The sequence below is a fragment of the Bacteroidota bacterium genome, from assembly GCA_018266835.1.
Classification (GTDB): Bacteria; Bacteroidota; Ignavibacteria; order Tepidaquicellales; family Tepidaquicellaceae; genus JAFDZO01.
On record JAFDZP010000004.1, the window covers coordinates 243,319 to 260,866 of the forward strand.

At 35.8% G+C, this 17,548-nt stretch carries 18 protein-coding genes; 16 read left to right on the top strand and 2 right to left on the bottom strand.

Going from position 1 to position 17,548, the window contains the following annotated elements; genetic code table 11:
- The first annotated feature begins 49 nt into the window (after positions 1-49).
- From rlmN to JST55_12210, 12 genes are all read left to right on the top strand, one after another.
- A complete protein-coding gene (gene rlmN / locus JST55_12155) occupies positions 50-1,174 on the top strand; it encodes a 23S rRNA (adenine(2503)-C(2))-methyltransferase RlmN (GenBank protein MBS1494260.1) in 1,125 nt (374 codons plus the stop codon).
- Between the two features lie 25 nt (positions 1,175-1,199).
- Positions 1,200-1,751 carry an adenylate kinase gene (locus tag JST55_12160; protein ID MBS1494261.1) on the top strand — a complete coding sequence of 184 codons (552 nt, stop codon included), beginning with the start codon at positions 1,200-1,202 and terminating at the stop codon, positions 1,749-1,751.
- 168 nt (positions 1,752-1,919) lie between these two features.
- Entirely contained in the window at positions 1,920-2,267 is a 348-nt protein-coding gene (locus JST55_12165; protein ID MBS1494262.1) for an STAS domain-containing protein, read from the top strand.
- 81 nt (positions 2,268-2,348) lie between these two features.
- The gene (locus JST55_12170) at positions 2,349-3,125 is read left to right on the top strand and encodes a MotA/TolQ/ExbB proton channel family protein (GenBank protein ID MBS1494263.1); all 777 of its coding nucleotides are present in this window, start codon (positions 2,349-2,351) and stop codon (positions 3,123-3,125) included.
- A 32-nt stretch (positions 3,126-3,157) separates the two neighbouring features.
- The gene (locus tag JST55_12175; protein ID MBS1494264.1) at positions 3,158-3,748 is read left to right on the top strand and encodes a biopolymer transporter ExbD; all 591 of its coding nucleotides are present in this window, start codon (positions 3,158-3,160) and stop codon (positions 3,746-3,748) included.
- A gap of 39 nt (positions 3,749-3,787) precedes the next feature.
- Positions 3,788-4,315 (top strand): biopolymer transporter ExbD, encoded by a 528-nt coding sequence (locus tag JST55_12180; GenBank protein ID MBS1494265.1) that lies wholly within the window; start codon positions 3,788-3,790, stop codon positions 4,313-4,315.
- 265 nt (positions 4,316-4,580) lie between these two features.
- On the top strand, positions 4,581-5,111 hold the full coding sequence (locus JST55_12185; protein MBS1494266.1) for a biopolymer transporter ExbD: 531 nt from the start codon (positions 4,581-4,583) through the stop codon (positions 5,109-5,111).
- Between the two features lie 173 nt (positions 5,112-5,284).
- Complete coding sequence (locus JST55_12190) at positions 5,285-5,656, top strand: hypothetical protein (protein MBS1494267.1); 372 nt, start codon at positions 5,285-5,287, stop codon at positions 5,654-5,656.
- An 83-nt stretch (positions 5,657-5,739) separates the two neighbouring features.
- Positions 5,740-6,564: a TPM domain-containing protein gene (locus JST55_12195; GenBank protein ID MBS1494268.1), complete on the top strand. Its 825-nt coding sequence runs from the start codon at positions 5,740-5,742 to the stop codon at positions 6,562-6,564.
- Between the two features lie 70 nt (positions 6,565-6,634).
- On the top strand, positions 6,635-7,093 hold the full coding sequence (locus JST55_12200; GenBank protein MBS1494269.1) for a TPM domain-containing protein: 459 nt from the start codon (positions 6,635-6,637) through the stop codon (positions 7,091-7,093).
- Positions 7,094-7,219: 126 nt separating this feature from the next.
- Positions 7,220-9,721 (top strand): LPS-assembly protein LptD, encoded by a 2,502-nt coding sequence (locus JST55_12205; protein MBS1494270.1) that lies wholly within the window; start codon positions 7,220-7,222, stop codon positions 9,719-9,721.
- A complete protein-coding gene (locus JST55_12210; GenBank protein ID MBS1494271.1) occupies positions 9,711-10,538 on the top strand; it encodes a diaminopimelate epimerase in 828 nt (275 codons plus the stop codon). Before JST55_12205 ends, JST55_12210 begins: the two co-directional genes overlap by 11 nt.
- Positions 10,539-10,540: 2 nt before the next feature.
- On the opposite strand, the gene JST55_12215 is transcribed toward JST55_12210, so the two are convergent.
- Positions 10,541-11,677 carry a T9SS type A sorting domain-containing protein gene (locus tag JST55_12215; GenBank protein ID MBS1494272.1) on the bottom strand — a complete coding sequence of 379 codons (1,137 nt, stop codon included), beginning with the start codon at positions 11,675-11,677 and terminating at the stop codon, positions 10,541-10,543.
- Positions 11,678-11,929: 252 nt separating this feature from the next.
- On the opposite strand from JST55_12215, the gene JST55_12220 reads away from it, so the two are divergent.
- The 3 genes from JST55_12220 to JST55_12230 all read left to right on the top strand — a co-directional run bounded on the left by JST55_12220 (position 11,930) and on the right by JST55_12230 (position 15,503).
- Positions 11,930-12,829 carry a TrmB family transcriptional regulator gene (locus tag JST55_12220; protein MBS1494273.1) on the top strand — a complete coding sequence of 300 codons (900 nt, stop codon included), beginning with the start codon at positions 11,930-11,932 and terminating at the stop codon, positions 12,827-12,829.
- A 65-nt stretch (positions 12,830-12,894) separates the two neighbouring features.
- On the top strand, positions 12,895-13,701 hold the full coding sequence (locus tag JST55_12225) for a T9SS type A sorting domain-containing protein (protein MBS1494274.1): 807 nt from the start codon (positions 12,895-12,897) through the stop codon (positions 13,699-13,701).
- A gap of 905 nt (positions 13,702-14,606) precedes the next feature.
- A complete protein-coding gene (locus JST55_12230; protein MBS1494275.1) occupies positions 14,607-15,503 on the top strand; it encodes a proline dehydrogenase family protein in 897 nt (298 codons plus the stop codon).
- Positions 15,504-15,587: 84 nt separating this feature from the next.
- Here the strand turns inward: JST55_12230 and thyX are convergent, their stop codons facing one another.
- On the bottom strand, positions 15,588-16,283 hold the full coding sequence (gene thyX, locus JST55_12235; GenBank protein ID MBS1494276.1) for an FAD-dependent thymidylate synthase: 696 nt from the start codon (positions 16,281-16,283) through the stop codon (positions 15,588-15,590).
- A gap of 337 nt (positions 16,284-16,620) precedes the next feature.
- On the opposite strand from thyX, the gene JST55_12240 reads away from it, so the two are divergent.
- Positions 16,621-17,544 carry a hypothetical protein gene (locus JST55_12240; GenBank protein MBS1494277.1) on the top strand — a complete coding sequence of 308 codons (924 nt, stop codon included), beginning with the start codon at positions 16,621-16,623 and terminating at the stop codon, positions 17,542-17,544.
- Positions 17,545-17,548 lie beyond the last annotated feature (4 nt).

Consider the following 17,548-nt stretch of genomic DNA (forward strand, 5'->3'; position numbering starts at 1 on the left):
GAATTCATTATGAACTGCTTCTGCCCTTCTATTTGTTTAACTTGCATATATGGATACAAGAAAAAAGAACTTATTGAACTATTCCTTAGAGGAGCTGAAAGATATTGCAAAGGCGCTTGGCGATAAGGCATTCCGGGGCGAGCAGATATTCGAAGCGCTGCACAAAAGAAACGTTGATGAGATATCGGAAATAAAATCTATCGGAGTTCCTTTACAGGAAAAACTTGCCGAGCATTATTTCATAGGTAAAGATAAGAATCAGTTAATTACAAATTCAAATTCAGATAAGACTCAGAAATTTTTATTTGAGATAGAGCCGGATAATAAAGGGAAGTCATATTTAATTGAAACTGTGTTAATCCGTGAAGAGGGAAGGAACACTGTATGCGTTTCTACTCAGGTCGGATGCAATGTAGGATGTGAATTCTGCGCAACGGGCAAGATGGGATTTTTGAAAAATCTTTCAGCAGCGGAAATTGTTTCTCAAGTGTATCAGGTTAAAAAATTATCGGGCGAAGAAATTACTAACATAGTTTTCATGGGAATGGGCGAGCCGTTTTTGAATTATAACAGCATGCTGAAGTCCTTAAAAATCCTTACTCACCCTAAAGGCATGGATTTATCTTCAAAGAGAATTACAGTTTCTACAGTGGGATTTGTAGATAAGATAAAAAAGTTCGCAGATGATTTAATGGCAGAGGAGAACAAAGAAATTAAAAACGTAAAGCTTGCGCTCTCGCTGCACTCCACTGATAACGGAATACGCGAATCAATTATTCCTACATCAAAGAAAAATAAATTAGGAATGATTTACGATGAGCTGAGTTATTTTTATTCTAAAACAAAAAATAAAGTTACCTATGAGTATATTCACTTCCCTGATTTGAATGATACCGATGATGATGTAAAGAGACTTGCAAGAATTTCACGGATGATTCCGAGTAATATTAACATAATTCCTTTTCACCCGATTCACTTCGAACTCAAAACACCCTTAAATATTTATAATGGTTCGGATATTGATATTTCACTTTCAAATAAAAAATTATTTGAGTTTATTGGTAAGTTGAAAGATGAAAAGGTTGTGGTGAATTTAAGGTCAAGCGCAGGAGTTGATATAAACGCGGCGTGCGGACAACTTTCAATCTCAAACCAAGGCACTCTCACAAAATAATTAAAGAAATAACTTAACGAAAAATTTGTATCAATTAATTTTATTTGGACCTCCCGGAGTAGGCAAAGGAACTCAGGCGGAGATGATAGCGTTAAAATTAAACCTGTTTCATTTATCCACAGGTGAAGTTTTACGAAAAGCAGTATCGGACGGAACGGATTTAGGTAAACAGGCAAAGGTGATTATGGACTCGGGGGCACTGGTCTCTGATGATATTATGATAGGGATTGTAAAGGACGCGCTTAATGCAAATGATAAGAGCGGCGGATTTATTTTAGACGGCTTTCCCAGAACAATTGCTCAGGCAGAAGCTCTGAATGTATTGTTCGGTGAAATGGGCTACAATAATGTAAGAGTATTGAATCTTACGGCTGATGACGGTGAACTGATATCGAGATTATTAAAAAGAGGAAGAAGTGATGACACTGAGGAAACTATTAAGCATAGATTAGAGGTTTATTATAGTTCTACTGCTCCCGTAAAAGGAGTATATGATAAACTGAACATGGTAACAGATGTAAACGGACTTGGAAGTAAAGAAGACATTAATAAAAAGATTCTGGAAATTTTAGAGTAAAGCGCGAGCTTTAATTTAGAAAAATAATTTTTCCCTTAACTTAATTGCCCTCTCTTTTATTCCACCTCAGACGGAAATAAAATGGATTATATATTTGTAAAGAGTTTTTAATTTATTGCAATTTTAAATATAATCTCATATTTTGTAACAAAATTTTAATATTTGCTTATGTCATCAATTAAAATTACTGAAATCAAAGATAAGGACATTATCGTTATCGCTCCCAAAGGCAACTTTGTAGGCGGAGATGAAACCGATGAGCTAAGAGATACAATTAAAAAAATCTCTGATGAAGGTAATAAAAAATTAGTAATAGATTTGGGTGAAGTACTTTATCTCAATTCAACAGCGCTGGGAGTTTTAATTTCTGCTCACGCAAATTATTCAAAGCGTGAAGGAAAGATTAAGCTTTGCCAGCTGAATAAAAATCTTGAAAATTTATTTGTCATCACAAAATTGGCGTTAATATTCGACTCATATCCTACACAGGAAGAGGCGATTACAAGTTTTTCTTAATAAAATGTAAAATTACAAAATTAATTAATTTAAACAATCAAAGACCTTTGAATAAGGGTTAATGGAGGTTAAACTTTAACAATGAAACAGTCAGTCTTTATTACTGTGCTTCTTATAGTCGCATTAGTTGCTTCAATCGTGATTTTCCAATTTGGATTCGGTTCACCGGGAAATTTTAAAAATCCTGAAAAAACCGTTCCAACAAATTTAATGGGCGCAGTTTACCTCGGCGGTGCCATCGTACCGTTACTCTTGACCCTTATCATTATGGTAATAACTTTCACTGTTGAAAGACTTCTTTCATTAAGCAAAGCAAAAGGCCGCGGCCCGATTGAAACCTTCTTAAAGAAAGTGCAGGCTTCACTCCTTGACGGAGATGTGGAAGGGGCTATTGCTGCTTGTAACCAGCAGCGGGGCTCCATAGCAAATATCATCAAGCAAGGGCTGGACAGATATCAGACACTTGTTGGTGATAACAGACTTGAAGCCGAGCAAAAGCTTGCTGAAGTAACAGCAGCTATTGAAGAAGCTATGATGCTTGAAGTACCTCTACTTGAAAGAAACCTTGTTGCTTTGTCAACAATCGCTTCTGTATCAGTGTTGGTAGGTCTTTTCGGAACAGTAGTTGGTATGATCAAATCGTTCCAGGCGCTTGCAACAGCAGGTACACCTAATGCTGCAGAACTTTCAGCAGGTATCTCTGAAGCTCTTGTAAATACAGCAGGCGGTCTTCTTGGCGCTATCATCGGAACAATTTCTTACAACTTCTTTGTAACAAAAGTTGGTAACATTACATATATGATTGACGAAGCTACTTATAATATGCTTCAGATTTTAGCAGTAAAAGGTAAGAAATAATTAACTAAACAAGAAAATTTTAAAACGCAACAATGGGCAAAAGCAGGTCAATAAAAAAGCCGGGTGTAAAGATAGATATGACTCCCCTTGTGGACGTGATTATGCTTCTGTTAACATTTTTCATGTTGACAGCTACCTTTAAAGCTGAGATGAGCGAAAACATTGAAGTTAAGCTCCCCAAATCTTTAAATGTCGATACTACAAAACTTCCCGAAAAAGACGTAATGACACTCTCCCTCACAAAGGTTGGCGATATTTACGTTGACGTAGATAACTTCAAAGTCAGAAAAGAAGTATTCGGAGATGAGTTCGGTATCGGTGTATATCATCCTGACAGCACAGGAAAAACTGAAGTAGAAATGACACAGAAAATCGGCGGAAAAGACGTAAAGAGAAAGCCGATCATTATGAATAAAGATAAGTTTGAAAAGACTCTTAGTGATTTACGGTTGTCATTAAAAAATATGACACAGAATAAATCTGATTTTAAAATTGTGCTTAAAGGCGATAAGGATGTTGATTTTGCAGTGGTAGAAGATTTAATGGCTTCATTAAAAAGCACCCGTAATACGAGGTTCTCGCTGGTAACTGATATAGATGCCGGAGAGCCCGGAAAAAAATAACAAAATAATTTTCTAAATTTTATATAAGGAGAATACCTTATGGCAGGCGGAGATTTTGACGCCGGGGATTCCGGGAATAGTCGGAAGAAACAACCCAAATGGAAAAAAGGCAAGAAAGTCGGTGTTCGTATTGATATGACTCCGATGGTGGACGTGATTATGTTATTATTAACATTCTTCATGCTTACCACAACACTTGCAATGCCTCAGGTAATGCAGATCAACTTACCGAAAGGTGATGAAACCGATAAGGTTAAAGTTGATATGGGTAATGTGCTTTATATCAGAGTATCTGAAAAAGGCAATATCTATTTCTCTCAAGGTATATCAAACGGCACTGAAGCGCCACCTGAAAATGTGAGCTTCGCAAACATGAAGAGCAAATTAGAACAGCTTTATGCTGCCAATAATAATCTTCTTATACTTCTTAAATTCGACAGAAAGATGAAGTATAATACAATGGTTGATATCCTCGACGAAATAAATAAAGCTAAGATTGAAAAGAGATATTCATTCATGAAAATGGAAGATATCGATAAAGAAATCGTAAAGCGCGCCGAAGGCTAAATAAATTTTTACTCGTTACGATGCTCCGGCTTCGTAACGCAAGATTTTCAAAAAGCGAATTCACGAAAAGTTGGTTCGCTTTTTTGTTTTATTTGATCTAAACGCAAAGAACACAAAGGTAACGCAGAGTCCGCAAAGAATGGATTTTTTTACTATAACATCTTTGCGCTCTTCGCGATATACTCTGCGCTTTTTGCGTTTAAAAATAACAAAGGAACCAAATCAAAATGTTCTCAGTATAAAGTTTTAACCAAACCAAAACTTTATGGCAGACTTCGATAGCAGCTCTGCTGTATCGGGAAACTCCCGCCACAAAAACCCTCATTCAGACAGTTTACTAAATGCCGGAGTAAAAATTGACATGACTCCCATGGTAGATGTAATTATGCTTCTCCTCACATTTTTTATGTTAACGACAACACTTGCAATGCCTCAGGCAATGCAGATAAATCTTCCGAAGGGAGATGAACATGTTGCAGTAAATATGGGAAACATTGCAACTATAAGAGTATCTGAGAAAGGAAATATTTTTTTATCGCAAGGACTTGAAAGCGGAAGGGAGCTTCCTCCCGAGAAAGTGAGCTTTGCAGATATCGGCAGCAGGTTAACGCAGCTTTCAAAATCTAACAGTAACTTACTTTTGTTTTTGAAGTTTGACAGGAATATGAAATATAAAACCATGGTGGATATTCTTGATGAAATAAACATGTCAGTTGAAAAAGATAATAGAAGATTTTCTATTAAAAAAATGGAAGCTGCTGATTTGGAGATAGTAAAAGAAGCAGAAGGTTCATAATTTTCTTATTCTGATTTTCTTATACTGATTTTCTTATTCCGTTTTCTTATTCTGATTTTATTCTTCTCAAACATATAATTCAAAGCGAGTCCGAAACCACAGGATTCGCTTTTTTGTTTTAAACCGAATATAACGTATATTTTAAGTATATTTGTTATGTATAAATACAGAAATTGAGAAAAATATTTTTAATATTAGTTCTTTTAGTAAGCGGAATTTGTTATGCGCAGAGTGACAGCGTTACAAAATCTCTTAATGAAACTTCACCTTCATTTAGCAGATACAAACAATATGAATATGAAGGTATATGGCCTGAACAAAGTCCGGGTATGACAATATTTATTGTGTCAATATTAAGCGCAATTATTATCGGTCTGATAATTCTTGTTATCAGAAAATCAAAAGGATATGGCAGTACTGTTATTGTCGGAGGATTTCCAAGAGGTTCGATACGCAGGCATTACATAAGCAGTTCAAGTATATACAGCAAACGTAAAAAAAGAGGAAGCGGACCTGTTGGCGGAGCATTTATGGGCGGCTGGTAGTTTTTTCAATTAAAAATTTACAATTTGTAATTAACAGGATATATTTTTATTAAATGATTTAAGATTAAAGCAGACAGTAATAAATGAAAAAATTATTTTTAATATTAACGTTATTATTCATTGGTTCATTAACCAGATTGAGTTATGCCCAAGATGACGGTCCGTCTAAATCACTTACCGATGCACCACCTACAATAAAAAAATACGTTGTAGATGAAACGGGAACGTTAAGCTCATCGCAGATAAATTCTCTGATGACAAAGCTTGTTGAATTTGAAAAGACAACTTCAAATCAGATAATTGTTTACATCATCAACAGTCTTAATGGTGAACCGATTGAAAATGTATCTGTAGAAATTGCGCGCAAAAATAAAATAGGAAAGAAGGATAAGAATAACGGAGTATTGATTCTTGTAGCGTTAAAGGACAGGAAGATGCGGATTGAAGTCGGTTACGGACTAGAAGGCGCGCTTACAGATGCAATATCATCACAGATAATCCGCAACGATATGCAGCCTGAATTTAAAGCAGGACGTTATTATGAAGGACTGAACAAAGCAGTAGATGATATTATAGCAGTTACAAAAGGTGAATATAAAGCAGACCAAAAATCAAGCAAGTCTACAGTTAAAATAATTTTTGTTGTTGTCATTTTTCTTTTCATTTTTCTGATGATAATAATAAGTATCATCAGAAGAATTTTCGGATTCGGAAGAGGAATGATAACAGGAAGAAGAGGCAGCAGGTTCGGCGGATTCGGCACGGGATTTATGGCAGGCTCATTATTCAGCGGAAGCGACTGGGGGAGCTCAGGTTCTGATAGCGGCAGCAGCAGCGGCAGTGACTTCGGAAGCTTTTCCGGCGGCGGCGGTGATTTTGGCGGTGGCGGCTCAAGCGGTAGCTGGTAATTCTCTCAATTAATAATTAGTAATGAATAATTAATAATTCCGGTTTGAGTGAGTTAATAAAATTAAATTTATGAGTAAGAAGATAATAGAACAATATTTCAGTGATGCGGATTTAAAAGAAATCTCCAAAGGTATCAGTGAAGTTGAAAGTAATACTTCAGGTGAAATACGGTTGTGCGTTCATATTAAGAAAGGATTTTTTGACAAGAATAAATCACCCAGAGAAATTGCAGTTCAGCAATTTTTAAAACTGGGAATGCATAAAACAAAAAACAGAACAGGCGTACTTCTATACATATTACTCGATGAAAAGAAATTTGAAATCCTTGCCGATGAAGGAATAAACAAACTGATTGAAACAAATGCATGGAATGAAATTACAACCGGAATAAGTAATGAGTTCAAAGCAGGCAATTATCTGCAGGGAGTGCTCCATTGTGTAAATCATATCGGAGCAAAATTAAAGCAGCATTTCCCGAGGCAAAGCGATGATACTGATGAGCTTTCCAATGATGTTGTAATAAAATAAAATATTCTGATTTTGAAATAATCTTTTAGAATTTTTCATATGTAACTTTAGACCCCATCTAAAAAGATGGGGTTACTTTTAAGTACCAAAAGTAAACGAAGAAAAAAAAAGTTTGTAAACACCTTTTTGAAAAAATTTTTCCCATACATATTATTTCTTGTCATTATATCACAGGCAGCGGCACAAACAGATAGCCTGAAAATTGATTCAACTAAATCTTCTATTGATACCCTTAAACAGATAAAATCGGATATAACTGCGCCAATAAATTATTCGGCACGCGACTCTGCTATATTCGATGTAAAAGGAAAAAAACTTTATCTCTTCAATGATGCCGAGCTTACATATCAGGATTTGAAATTAAACTCCGGTATAATTTTATTGGATAAAGAAGACGAGACGCTTGAAGCATATGGAATACCCGACTCGATGAATACAGGCACGTTAGTCCAGACTCCTATAATGGTGCAGGGTGGAGAAAAACTTGAAGGCACTAAGCTGCTTTACAATTTTACAACTAAACAGGGAAACATTTCGATGGGATTCTCTGAGGCAGATGTTGGATATTACTTCGGAGATAAAATAAAAAAAGTTACCGATGAAATATTTTTTATAAAAGACGGATTGTACACCACTTCTACTGACAGAAAAGATCCCGAATATTATTTCCTATCACCAAAAATGAAGGTGATTAAAAATGACAGGGTAATAGCTCAGTCAGTGTTTATGTACATTGAAGGGGTACCTGTTTTCTGGATTCCGTTTGGAGTGTTTCCTAATAAATCGGGAAGATCGTCGGGATTAATTCCTCCCACTTACGGAGATGACGGTACTTACGGTACTTATGTATCGCGGCTCGGCTACTTTTGGGCAATGAGTGATTATTATGACTTAGCTCTTACAGGAAGTATTTTTTCACGCGGAAGATATGACTTTAACGGAAGATTCCGTTACGCATTAAAATATAATTTTACGGGACAGGTTGAAGGCGGCTACTCACGAATAAGATTAGGTGAAGCAACTGACCTTGATAAATTCAGTTCAGATGAATGGGCGTTGACCGTGAATCATGCGCAGCAATTCAGCCCCACTTCAAGTTTAAACGGAAATTTAACTTTTGCAAGCGGCAAAGCATATTACAATAATACGTCAAACAATCTGAATACATTGCTGAGGCAGAATATTATTTCGGATTTTACTTACTCAAAGTCATGGGAAGGAACGCCGTTTATTTTTAATGCAAATTATCATAGGGACCAGAATTTAATAACAGGAAGTATTAATGAAAATATACCTTCGTTGAATTTTTCAATATCGCAGACATTTCCGTTTCAGTCGGAGACTTCTACGAATGATAACAGAGGTCTGATGGAATATTTTTCTTACAGTTATCGTGGTTCGTATCTGAATAACCGTTCAAAAACAGTTGTGCAGGGAGTAAGCGGGAATGACAGTCTGGAATTCCGCAATGACAGAATGGGAGCTTATCACAATGTGGTTTTAAATTTATCTCCGCAGTCACAATTCATTTCAGTCAATCCTTATTTTAATTATAATGAATACTGGTATGATAAGACGATTACCAAAAGATACGACCCTGTTACAAACACAGTTGTATCGGATAATCAAAATGGATTTAAGACTGCCCGGTCATTCAATATGGGAGTTACATTCGGAACGAAACTCATAGGAATTTTTACTCCGAACATATTAGGTATAAAAGGAATACGCCACACTATTACTCCGAACATTACTTATAACTACACTCCGGATTTCTCCAAAGATTTCTGGGGATACTACGGAACTTACATAGATGCAACGGGCAAACCACAGAAATATTCTTTTTTTGAGAACGGAATTTTCGGCGGACCTTCACAAGGAGAACAGCAGTCAATCGGACTTTCAATCGGCAACGTTTTTGAAATGAAGACAAGAGAGACGGATTCTACAGATAATAAATTCCAGCTTTTAAATTTAGACGCGTCGGTAGGTTATAATTTTGCCGCTGACTCATTAAGGTTTACAGATATATCTACAAGTTTCCGAACGCAGATAGGAAGTATCCTGAATATTTCCGGCGGTGCATCATTCAATCTTTATCAGTTCGATGGTCTCACTGGAACTAGAATTAATAAATTTTTATGGAGCGAAGGCAAGCTTGCAGATTTAACAAACTTCAATATCAATTTATCGACAAGTTATAATTTTCTTTTGTCCAATCAGGATACCGATGCAAAGAAAGACACAACAAAAAAATTATTGAGAGATACAACTGATGTTTTGAATTATAACATTCCATTCACGGGAAGTCTGAATTATAATTATTCGGAAAGCAGAGCTAATCCTACACAGATATTCCGCACTTCGGGAATTTCGGGAAGTCTGGGATTCAGTCCTACGGAAAAATGGAGATTCAATGTATCAGCTAATTACGATTTTACGAATCAACAAATAACTGCTCCGTACGTAACTGCATACAGGGACTTAAATTCGTGGGAGATGAATTTTAACTGGTATCCACTGGGAGTTTATAAAGGATTTAATCTGGAAATAAAAATAAAAGCACCGCAATTGAAAGATATAAAAATAACAAAGACTACAAATCCGGGAGGTCCGTTTGGATTCTAGAATAATAATGAAATACACAGGCGCAGGTAATAATTTTATAATGATTAATAATCTTGACCTGAAGATTAGCAACAATGAACATATTGTTACTGACTTATGCTCTAAACCGGAAAATCAGGATGTTGACGGAGTGATATTTGTAGAGACAACCATGAAGGCGGATCTGAAAATGAATTATTATAACAGAGACGGCAGCAGCGGTTCGTTATGCGGCAACGGATTAAGATGCACTGTGAAATATTCACTTGATGAAAAATTAATTAAGAAGACTAAGCTTACTGTTGAAGCAGTTGATAAAATTTATAACTGCGAAGTTGTTGATGAAAAAAACATTAAGGTTGAAATGCCTGACCCTGCAATAATAAATCCATCCATAAAACTAAAAGTTAATTTTGATGAGTGGTGGGAAGAGCTGGAATGCGCGTATGTTGATTGCGGCTCGCCGCACATAGTGGTTTTTATTGATGACATTCAAAAACCTGTTGTAAATAATTTAGATGAAGTAAATATAGATGAGTGGGGAAGGAACATAAGAATGCACCGCGACCTGATGCCTGAAGGTGCGAATGTAAATTTTGTTAAAGTTGTGAATGAAAATGAAATCCATGCGAGGACGTTTGAAAGGGGAGTAGAACGTGAGACGCTTTCCAGCGGAACAGGCTCAATTTCAAATGCAATTATTTCTTATATAAAAAGAAATGTTAATACTCCCGTAAAGGTTTTACCCAAGTACGGGGAGTATATAACAATAAATTTCAGTGAAGATAATGGAAGGATAACAAACCTTTCAATGACAGGTCCTGCTAACAGAATATAGAATTATTTTATTAGAAGCATTGATTTCGTTTCTCTGAAATCACCTTCTTCAAGAGTATAGAAGTAAACACCCGACGATAAATTTTTCGCATCAAGTTCCACTTCATATTTACCTTCCTGTAAATTTTTATTTACAAGCTCTTCTTTTTCCTCGCCAAGCTCGTTATACACTTTTAATGTTACCAATCCTGATTTAGGAATTTCAAAATCAATCTTTGTACTGGGATTAAAAGGATTCGGAAAATTTTGCGATAGCGAATAATTCAATGCTTCTCCTGTTGATTGAACAGCAGTAGTATTATCAAAGCATGATGTAATTGCATGAGCAGTATCTGAATGCCCTGCATAGGGAATACCGTACATGTCTTCAATTGTTCTCAGAATAGAATAATGAGAAAGATATTGATTGTAAGTTCCGTGAATGACTTTTTGTCCGACGAAAATTGTAGGAATCTGATTGGGAGTTGTTCCGTTATCTTCATCCCACGTTAAAATAAAAAGACTGTTATGAGTTTTGCACCAGGTTATATATGGTCCTAAGTTATTCTGTATCCATGCATCGCCCTGCGGGATTGTACCATCGTGCATATCATTTATAATATTAGGAACAACAAAACATACAGTAGGTAAGCTGTCGAAGTTTGACGGATAAGCTGTAAAAGGCTGATTAACTGTTATAGGGTATCCATTTGTAGGTGCAGTCTGCCAGTTACTCCATGGGTTGTGCTTGCGGTAATAGCTGCCTGAAACAGTTCCGTTGTAACCGACTGACGGCTGGTCTTCGCAGTAACCTTTGAACTTAAAGCCGGCGTTAATTAAGTACGCTCCGAGATTAGGTGTAAGAAATGGAAAGTTTGACGGAGTGGCATCATCTATTACTCCCTGATTAGAACCTGAATAGAGCATTAAATAATTCGGCTGGCTTGGATGTGTAAGCCCGTGTGAGTTTGTAAGCAGTGCACCTTTACTATCTGCTGTTAAAGAATTTATAAAAGGAGCCTGAGAGCTGCCGATAATCTGATTATATCCTCTATTTTCCATCATGCAGATTACTATATGAGCGGGCCGGGTAATTTGAGCACTGAAAGAAAATGAAGAGTACATCAATGTAATAAATATAAACAAGAATTTTATTTTCATTGTTGCGGGTTCTGATTGAAACGAAAAATATGGATAAGGCTGTATATAAAAAAGATAAAAATATTTTTTGCAAGCCTAACTTTTTTGAAAAGCTTCCGTATTACAGATTTACATAAGGGCTTATGCAATACATGAAAAATTGTTCTTTTTAAGAAAACAACACTTTTACCAAAAAAAGGACTTGACAAAAAGATGAAAAAAACTCAAATTGCTGTTAAGGAAAAAATGTACTAAATCAAAAAGACAACAGATTTGCAACAGGAACAATTAATAGAAAAACTTCAGAGCTTAGGATTCAAGGAATATGAATCCAAAGTCTTCATGGTGCTTCTGATAAACTCCTCACTTAGCGCATCTGAAATCGCAGAGAAGGCTAAGATAAGAAGAACTGCTGTTTATGAAATTCTGAAAACTTTCGCTGAAAAAGGTTATTGCAACGTTATTGAAACAAATACTATTCTTAAATATGAGATTATAAATCCAAGAATTATTTTAGATAAAATACAGGCAGACTTCAATATTGAAAACGAGCAGCGTTTAGGAAATCTGAAGGATACTTTTAAAAATTTAGTTCCACTATACAAATCTGAAACTGATGAAAGTGATAATTCTGTTAACATAGAATTAATCAGAGGTTTTAACAAGCATAGAACAGCAAAATTTATTGAACTGCTCAACAGCGCTAAGCAGGAAATTCTTTTCATGGTAAGATTTGAGATGTTCGTATCAAAAGAACTTGACCAGACTGCGATGAATTTTATAAAAGGCGGCGGTTCTATAAAATCAATTTACGAAGCAAGTTACAATTTTAAAATAGTTGACAGAAACGAGAACGTATCAATAGCAACAGTTGAAGGTTTTATTGACCTTTGCGAGTATTACGAAAAGAACGGTGAGAAATTAAAAATTTCTCAGTTAGAGTTACCAAACATCACAATTTTTGACAGAGAGATTGTATTCATAAACATCGACCCCAAAGACATTCCCAGACACAGCAGAGCCGATATAATAATAAGAAACAAAGATTTTGCAATGCGAATGATGGACTTATTTAATTATTATTGGAGCCAAGCCTACACAACGAAAGAATTTAAGAAAATTCATAAAAGTTTCGACCTTAAAGAAAGTATTAAAGAAGTTTTAGTAAAATAGTTGTCACTGTGCAGATAAAACAGTGTCAAAGTTATAAAATTAATTTTATTTCTCTCGGAGGATTTATGAAAAAATCGTTCACAATTTTAGCGCTTCTGATAGTCAATCTCGTTTTGTTTAACGGGCTATTAAAAGCAGGAGTTGAAAGTAATAATCTTATTATTACAGGCAAAGTATTGTACAAGAATACAACAACACCTGTTCAGAATGCAGTTGTGAAGCTTTATCTGGTAAACTCCGATGAGGTTACTTATAAGGTCCTGGAATCCGTTACTGTGAATGATAAGGGTGAGTACATGTTCAACAGTGCCCAGATCGGCAGCGGAGATAAAGTAAGAATAGGCGCATATGTAAATGATATCATTCAGAATGACAGAATTATAATTAATACAAACCAGAACAACACAGACGAAATTGTAGAACTCGGTGCATATGCAAACGATATTATAATGGATAGAATTAATCCATTAAGTGAGATTTACGGTTCAACCATTCTTGTTGATTTAAATGCAGCCGCAGCAAATTCAAAATTCAATTTATACCTCAACGGAAATGTTATTGAAAGCACTAACGATTTTATGGATGGCGGCGGAATAGGTACATATCCAAGAGAGCCGATATTAAATCAGAATTATCCGAATCCTTTTAATCCTACTACAAATATTAAATACGGCATTCCGCAGCAGGCATTTGTAACATTAAAAGTTTATGATATGTCAGGCAAGCTGGTAGCTGACTTAGTAAATGAAATAAAAGAACAAGGATATTACACCATAAAGTTTGACGGAAGTAAATTAGCTTCAGGATTCTATCTGTACAGATTAACAGCAGGCGACTATACTACAATTAAGAAGATGAGCTTGATTAAGTAATGAAACTAAGCTAAAAGAAAAGAGTACAAAAAAGAAAAGCCGGATGAGGGCATCCGGCAATTATTAAGAGAACAAAAAATTCTAACCCGGCAAGGTTAAATCTTTTAAGATGATGAGGCATCCTATTTTCTCTTAATAGCAAAATAGACAAAAATATTTGAAAATGTAAAGGACAAAACCAGGACACTCAGTTCTTTACAATACAAGATAAAGAGTTCTTTAAAAGTTTTTGGATTGCAGCTTATGAGGGGGCTGCGATTCTACAGGGAGAATAAAGCTAACAAGTTTTACCGGAATTCACGGGTTGAGGGGCTTTGTAGTTTTCCATTAAAAGGAATTTCGACTTTGAGGGAAGTTGAAATATCCGAACAGTTAGCGGCTGTTCTCCCAAGAGTTTTATTAAGTTTTGATTTCACGGAGTTGAGGGGCTTTGTAGAAATCAGCTAAGAAGCGAAAGCTTCTGCACCTGCGTATCAGCTGTGAGGGGAGTTGATATGTTACGGGTTGGGAGAATCGAAGATTCTCCCACGAGTTTGATGCAGACTTTGTTAAATTCTCGTCTGCCTAACCCACCCGGAGAATTTCCAAATCTCCGGGATAAGTTTAGTTGTAAAAATAATGTGTTTTAAACTTTGTTTCCTTTCTCCTTAAGCATCCTGACCTTGTCGGGATGCTTTTTTTATTTGTATAAAAATTCAGTAGTATAATAATTAGAGTAAGAACTCGTTCCGATGCTCCAGCGTCGGAACGTAAACCTTAATCGATTCTACTATACCGCCCCCTCAGTCCCCCTCCTTGTAAAGGAGGGGGAAGCAAAGTTTTTATTTTGTAAACTTCCATTTCGTTTTTCCTTTATAAGATAATTTATAAACATTAATTTTGTTTAACACATTAAAACAATTTTAATGAACCTACTCAATAAAGCTTTAGTAAACACCATTCCCGTTCTACCCAGAGGCTTAGTCAGATTTTTTGCAAACAAATACATCGCAGGCGATAATATAAACGAAGCAGTGAATACCGTTAAGCATCTTAACGAAAAAAAATTCATGGCTACGATGGATGTACTTGGTGAAAGTATCAGTTCAAAAGAAGAAGCAATAAAATCAAAAGATGAATCGATTGAAGTACTGGATGCAATAAAGAAAAATAATCTTGATTCCAATTTATCGGTAAAGCTTACAATGCTTGGTTTAAAAAATGATTATGATTTATGCAGAAGTTTGTTTACTGAAATTCTTGAGCATGCAAAAAGCCTTAATACATTTGTAAGAATTGATATGGAAGAATCTGCAGTGACGGATATAACTATCAAATTGTTCAATGAAATGCGTAAGAAATTTGATAACGTCGGAATTGTACTGCAGGCATATTTAAGAAGGACTGAAAGCGATATTATAAAACTTACCGAAGAAAAAGTAAACTTCAGAATCTGTAAAGGTATATATATTGAGCCTGAGGAAATTGCATTCAAAGGATACGATGAAGTAAGACAGAATTATCTTAAAGTATTACGCCTTGCTCTTGAGCGCGGCGCATACGTAGGTATTGCAACACACGATGATTACTTAATAACCGGTGCGGAAAAAATTGTTAAAGATTTAAAACTTACAAGAGAGCAATATGAATTTCAGATGCTGCTTGGTGTAAGAGAAAATCTGCGCGATGAAGTTTTAAGCCACGGTCATAGAATGAGAATCTATGTTCCGTTCGGTCAGAGATGGTATGAATATTCAATAAGAAGATTTCAGGAAAACCCAAACGTTGCAGGCCAGGTGCTTAAAAGTATTTTTTCCAATTAACAATTAGTAATTAACAATTAACAGAATTACCTGATAGCAAACCGAAAACAAACGCTTTAACTGTTAATTACTAATTGATAATTGTTAATTGTGTGAATTATTCTCAAACCAGATTTTAGTTGTTTCAGGATAAAGTTCCATCATCATTTTTTTCATGGCGATTGCGTATTGCCTTATCTCCCACTGAGCAGTGGATTCGTCACGCAGCTCAATAAAATTCATAATAGCCTGGAAAGAAGCTGTCCAGTAGACTTCCGTGTACTGATTAAGAGGAAGAATTAATCTTGCTTGTTCTTTGGCAACACCTAACTCCATAAGTTTTTCGTAGGAATCAACTATTGACTGCATGATGCCGTCGAAAATTTTTGTGGCTTCATCCTGTTTTTCAATGCTGCCTTCGGATGCCTGCTTATTGTTTTCTGATTGCGCTCTCCAGTTAGATGGTTTATAGAAATCAGAAACAGGTACGTATCTGCCGCTGATTTCATTCCACGCATGGTCTTTAGTCATCGAGCTTGAAGTTGTTTCAATACCGACTACATGCTTATACCATTGACGCATTACAAACTCAGGTGCTTTTATATGAAACTGTACGATGATGTGTCTGAATGGAGACCAGTGTTTGTTCTTTACAAGAAACTTAACAAGTTTTCTGTCGCCGTCTGTGTATTCGGTCTTTCTTTTTCCGAATGAAACGCGCGCAGAATTTACTACGGTTAAATCGTTACCGAGTTTATCGAGAATCTCGAGAAAACCCTGGTCGAGGACTTCTTCTTTCAATTTTTTGACTCCGTTCTTAAGTGATTTATGGTTAATTTAACGAAATTAATTTTGTATTAATATTAAAAAAATATTATTCTCGTTTCGAATTTAGTATAAAAAAAATTTCTAAGTAACCCCATACTTTAGGATGGGGTTATAGACATAAAAGAAAAACTCTTTAGGGTTAAACTTTATATATTAACCACCCCCTCCCCCTCCTTAGTAAGGAGGGGGTATATAGTCGAGTGTTAGTCCCCACCTAAAGGGTGGAGTTAACGTATTTTTTGGAGATTAAGGGATTACCTACTAAGTTCCGGCTTCGCAACGAGAGGTGAAGAAAAATTTACAATAAAAAATGGAAATAAACAAAAAATATTTCATCGGAATTGACTCCGGTGGCACGAAATTTGATATTGTACTAACTGATGCCCGAAAGAAAGTCCTTTACAAAGCTAAGTATCCGTCCTGTCACTACTCAGTTTTCGGAGCAGAAAAAACATCTGAAGTCCTTAGCGGCTATGTTGTTAAATCAATCAGAAAACAAAAATTAAAACTTGAGAATTGCGCCGGTATCTGTTTCGGAATTGCAGGGGCAAGGGAAGAATTCGACAGAAAAAAGCTTGAAAGACTGTTCAAATCCAGGCTGAAAGTTAAAAACGTAACTGTTGTAACGGATGCTAAGAACGCAATAACCGGAGCGTTTGATGGAGGTGACGGAATTATATTAATAGCCGGAACAGGTTCAGTACTTTACGGAAAATATAAAGGCAAGCTAAACAGAGTCGGCGGCTGGGGAAGAATTTTAGGTGACCAGGGCAGCGGATTTATAATCGGAAGAGAAGGACTAAGAGAACTTGTTAAAGAATATGATGAAAGAGCTCTTGGAAAAAAAGAAAGTATTTTTTCAAAATTAGTAAGTAAAAGATTTGGAATTACGTCTAAGAATATAGTGGATAAAGTTTTTGCAAAACATTTTGAACTGCAGAGAGTTTGTGAAACTGTAATTGAGGCAGCCGAGAAAAAAGATAAAGCCTGTCTGAAAATTGTAAAACAAGGGGCACAAGATTTATTGGGAAATATAGAGCTGTACCTTAAAATTTCTAAGGTAAAAGAAAAAATCGAAATTGCGTTTATAGGAAGCGTAATTGAGAACGATAATATTTTATCACGTGCATTAAGAAGCGGAATAAAAAAGAAACTGAAGAACGTTGTAGTAGTCAGGAAAAAGAATGAGCCTACGATGGGAGCAATACAGATTGCTATGGGAGAGGCCTCGTGAAAAA

Excerpts from the sequence above, each read along its gene's own strand:
- rlmN (MBS1494260.1), top strand. The coding sequence starts at position 50 with ATGGATACAAGAAAAAAGAACTTATTGAACTATTCCTTAGAGGAGCTG.
- JST55_12165 (MBS1494262.1), top strand. The coding sequence starts at position 1,920 with ATGTCATCAATTAAAATTACTGAAATCAAAGATAAGGACATTATCGTT.
- JST55_12170 (MBS1494263.1), top strand. The coding sequence starts at position 2,349 with ATGAAACAGTCAGTCTTTATTACTGTGCTTCTTATAGTCGCATTAGTT.
- JST55_12175 (MBS1494264.1), top strand. The coding sequence starts at position 3,158 with ATGGGCAAAAGCAGGTCAATAAAAAAGCCGGGTGTAAAGATAGATATG.
- JST55_12180 (MBS1494265.1), top strand. The coding sequence starts at position 3,788 with ATGGCAGGCGGAGATTTTGACGCCGGGGATTCCGGGAATAGTCGGAAG.
- JST55_12185 (MBS1494266.1), top strand. The coding sequence starts at position 4,581 with ATGGCAGACTTCGATAGCAGCTCTGCTGTATCGGGAAACTCCCGCCAC.
- JST55_12195 (MBS1494268.1), top strand. The coding sequence starts at position 5,740 with ATGAAAAAATTATTTTTAATATTAACGTTATTATTCATTGGTTCATTA.
- JST55_12200 (MBS1494269.1), top strand. The coding sequence starts at position 6,635 with ATGAGTAAGAAGATAATAGAACAATATTTCAGTGATGCGGATTTAAAA.
- JST55_12215 (MBS1494272.1), bottom strand. The coding sequence starts at position 11,677 with ATGAAAATAAAATTCTTGTTTATATTTATTACATTGATGTACTCTTCA.
- JST55_12225 (MBS1494274.1), top strand. The coding sequence starts at position 12,895 with ATGAAAAAATCGTTCACAATTTTAGCGCTTCTGATAGTCAATCTCGTT.
- JST55_12230 (MBS1494275.1), top strand. The coding sequence starts at position 14,607 with ATGAACCTACTCAATAAAGCTTTAGTAAACACCATTCCCGTTCTACCC.
- JST55_12240 (MBS1494277.1), top strand. The coding sequence starts at position 16,621 with ATGGAAATAAACAAAAAATATTTCATCGGAATTGACTCCGGTGGCACG.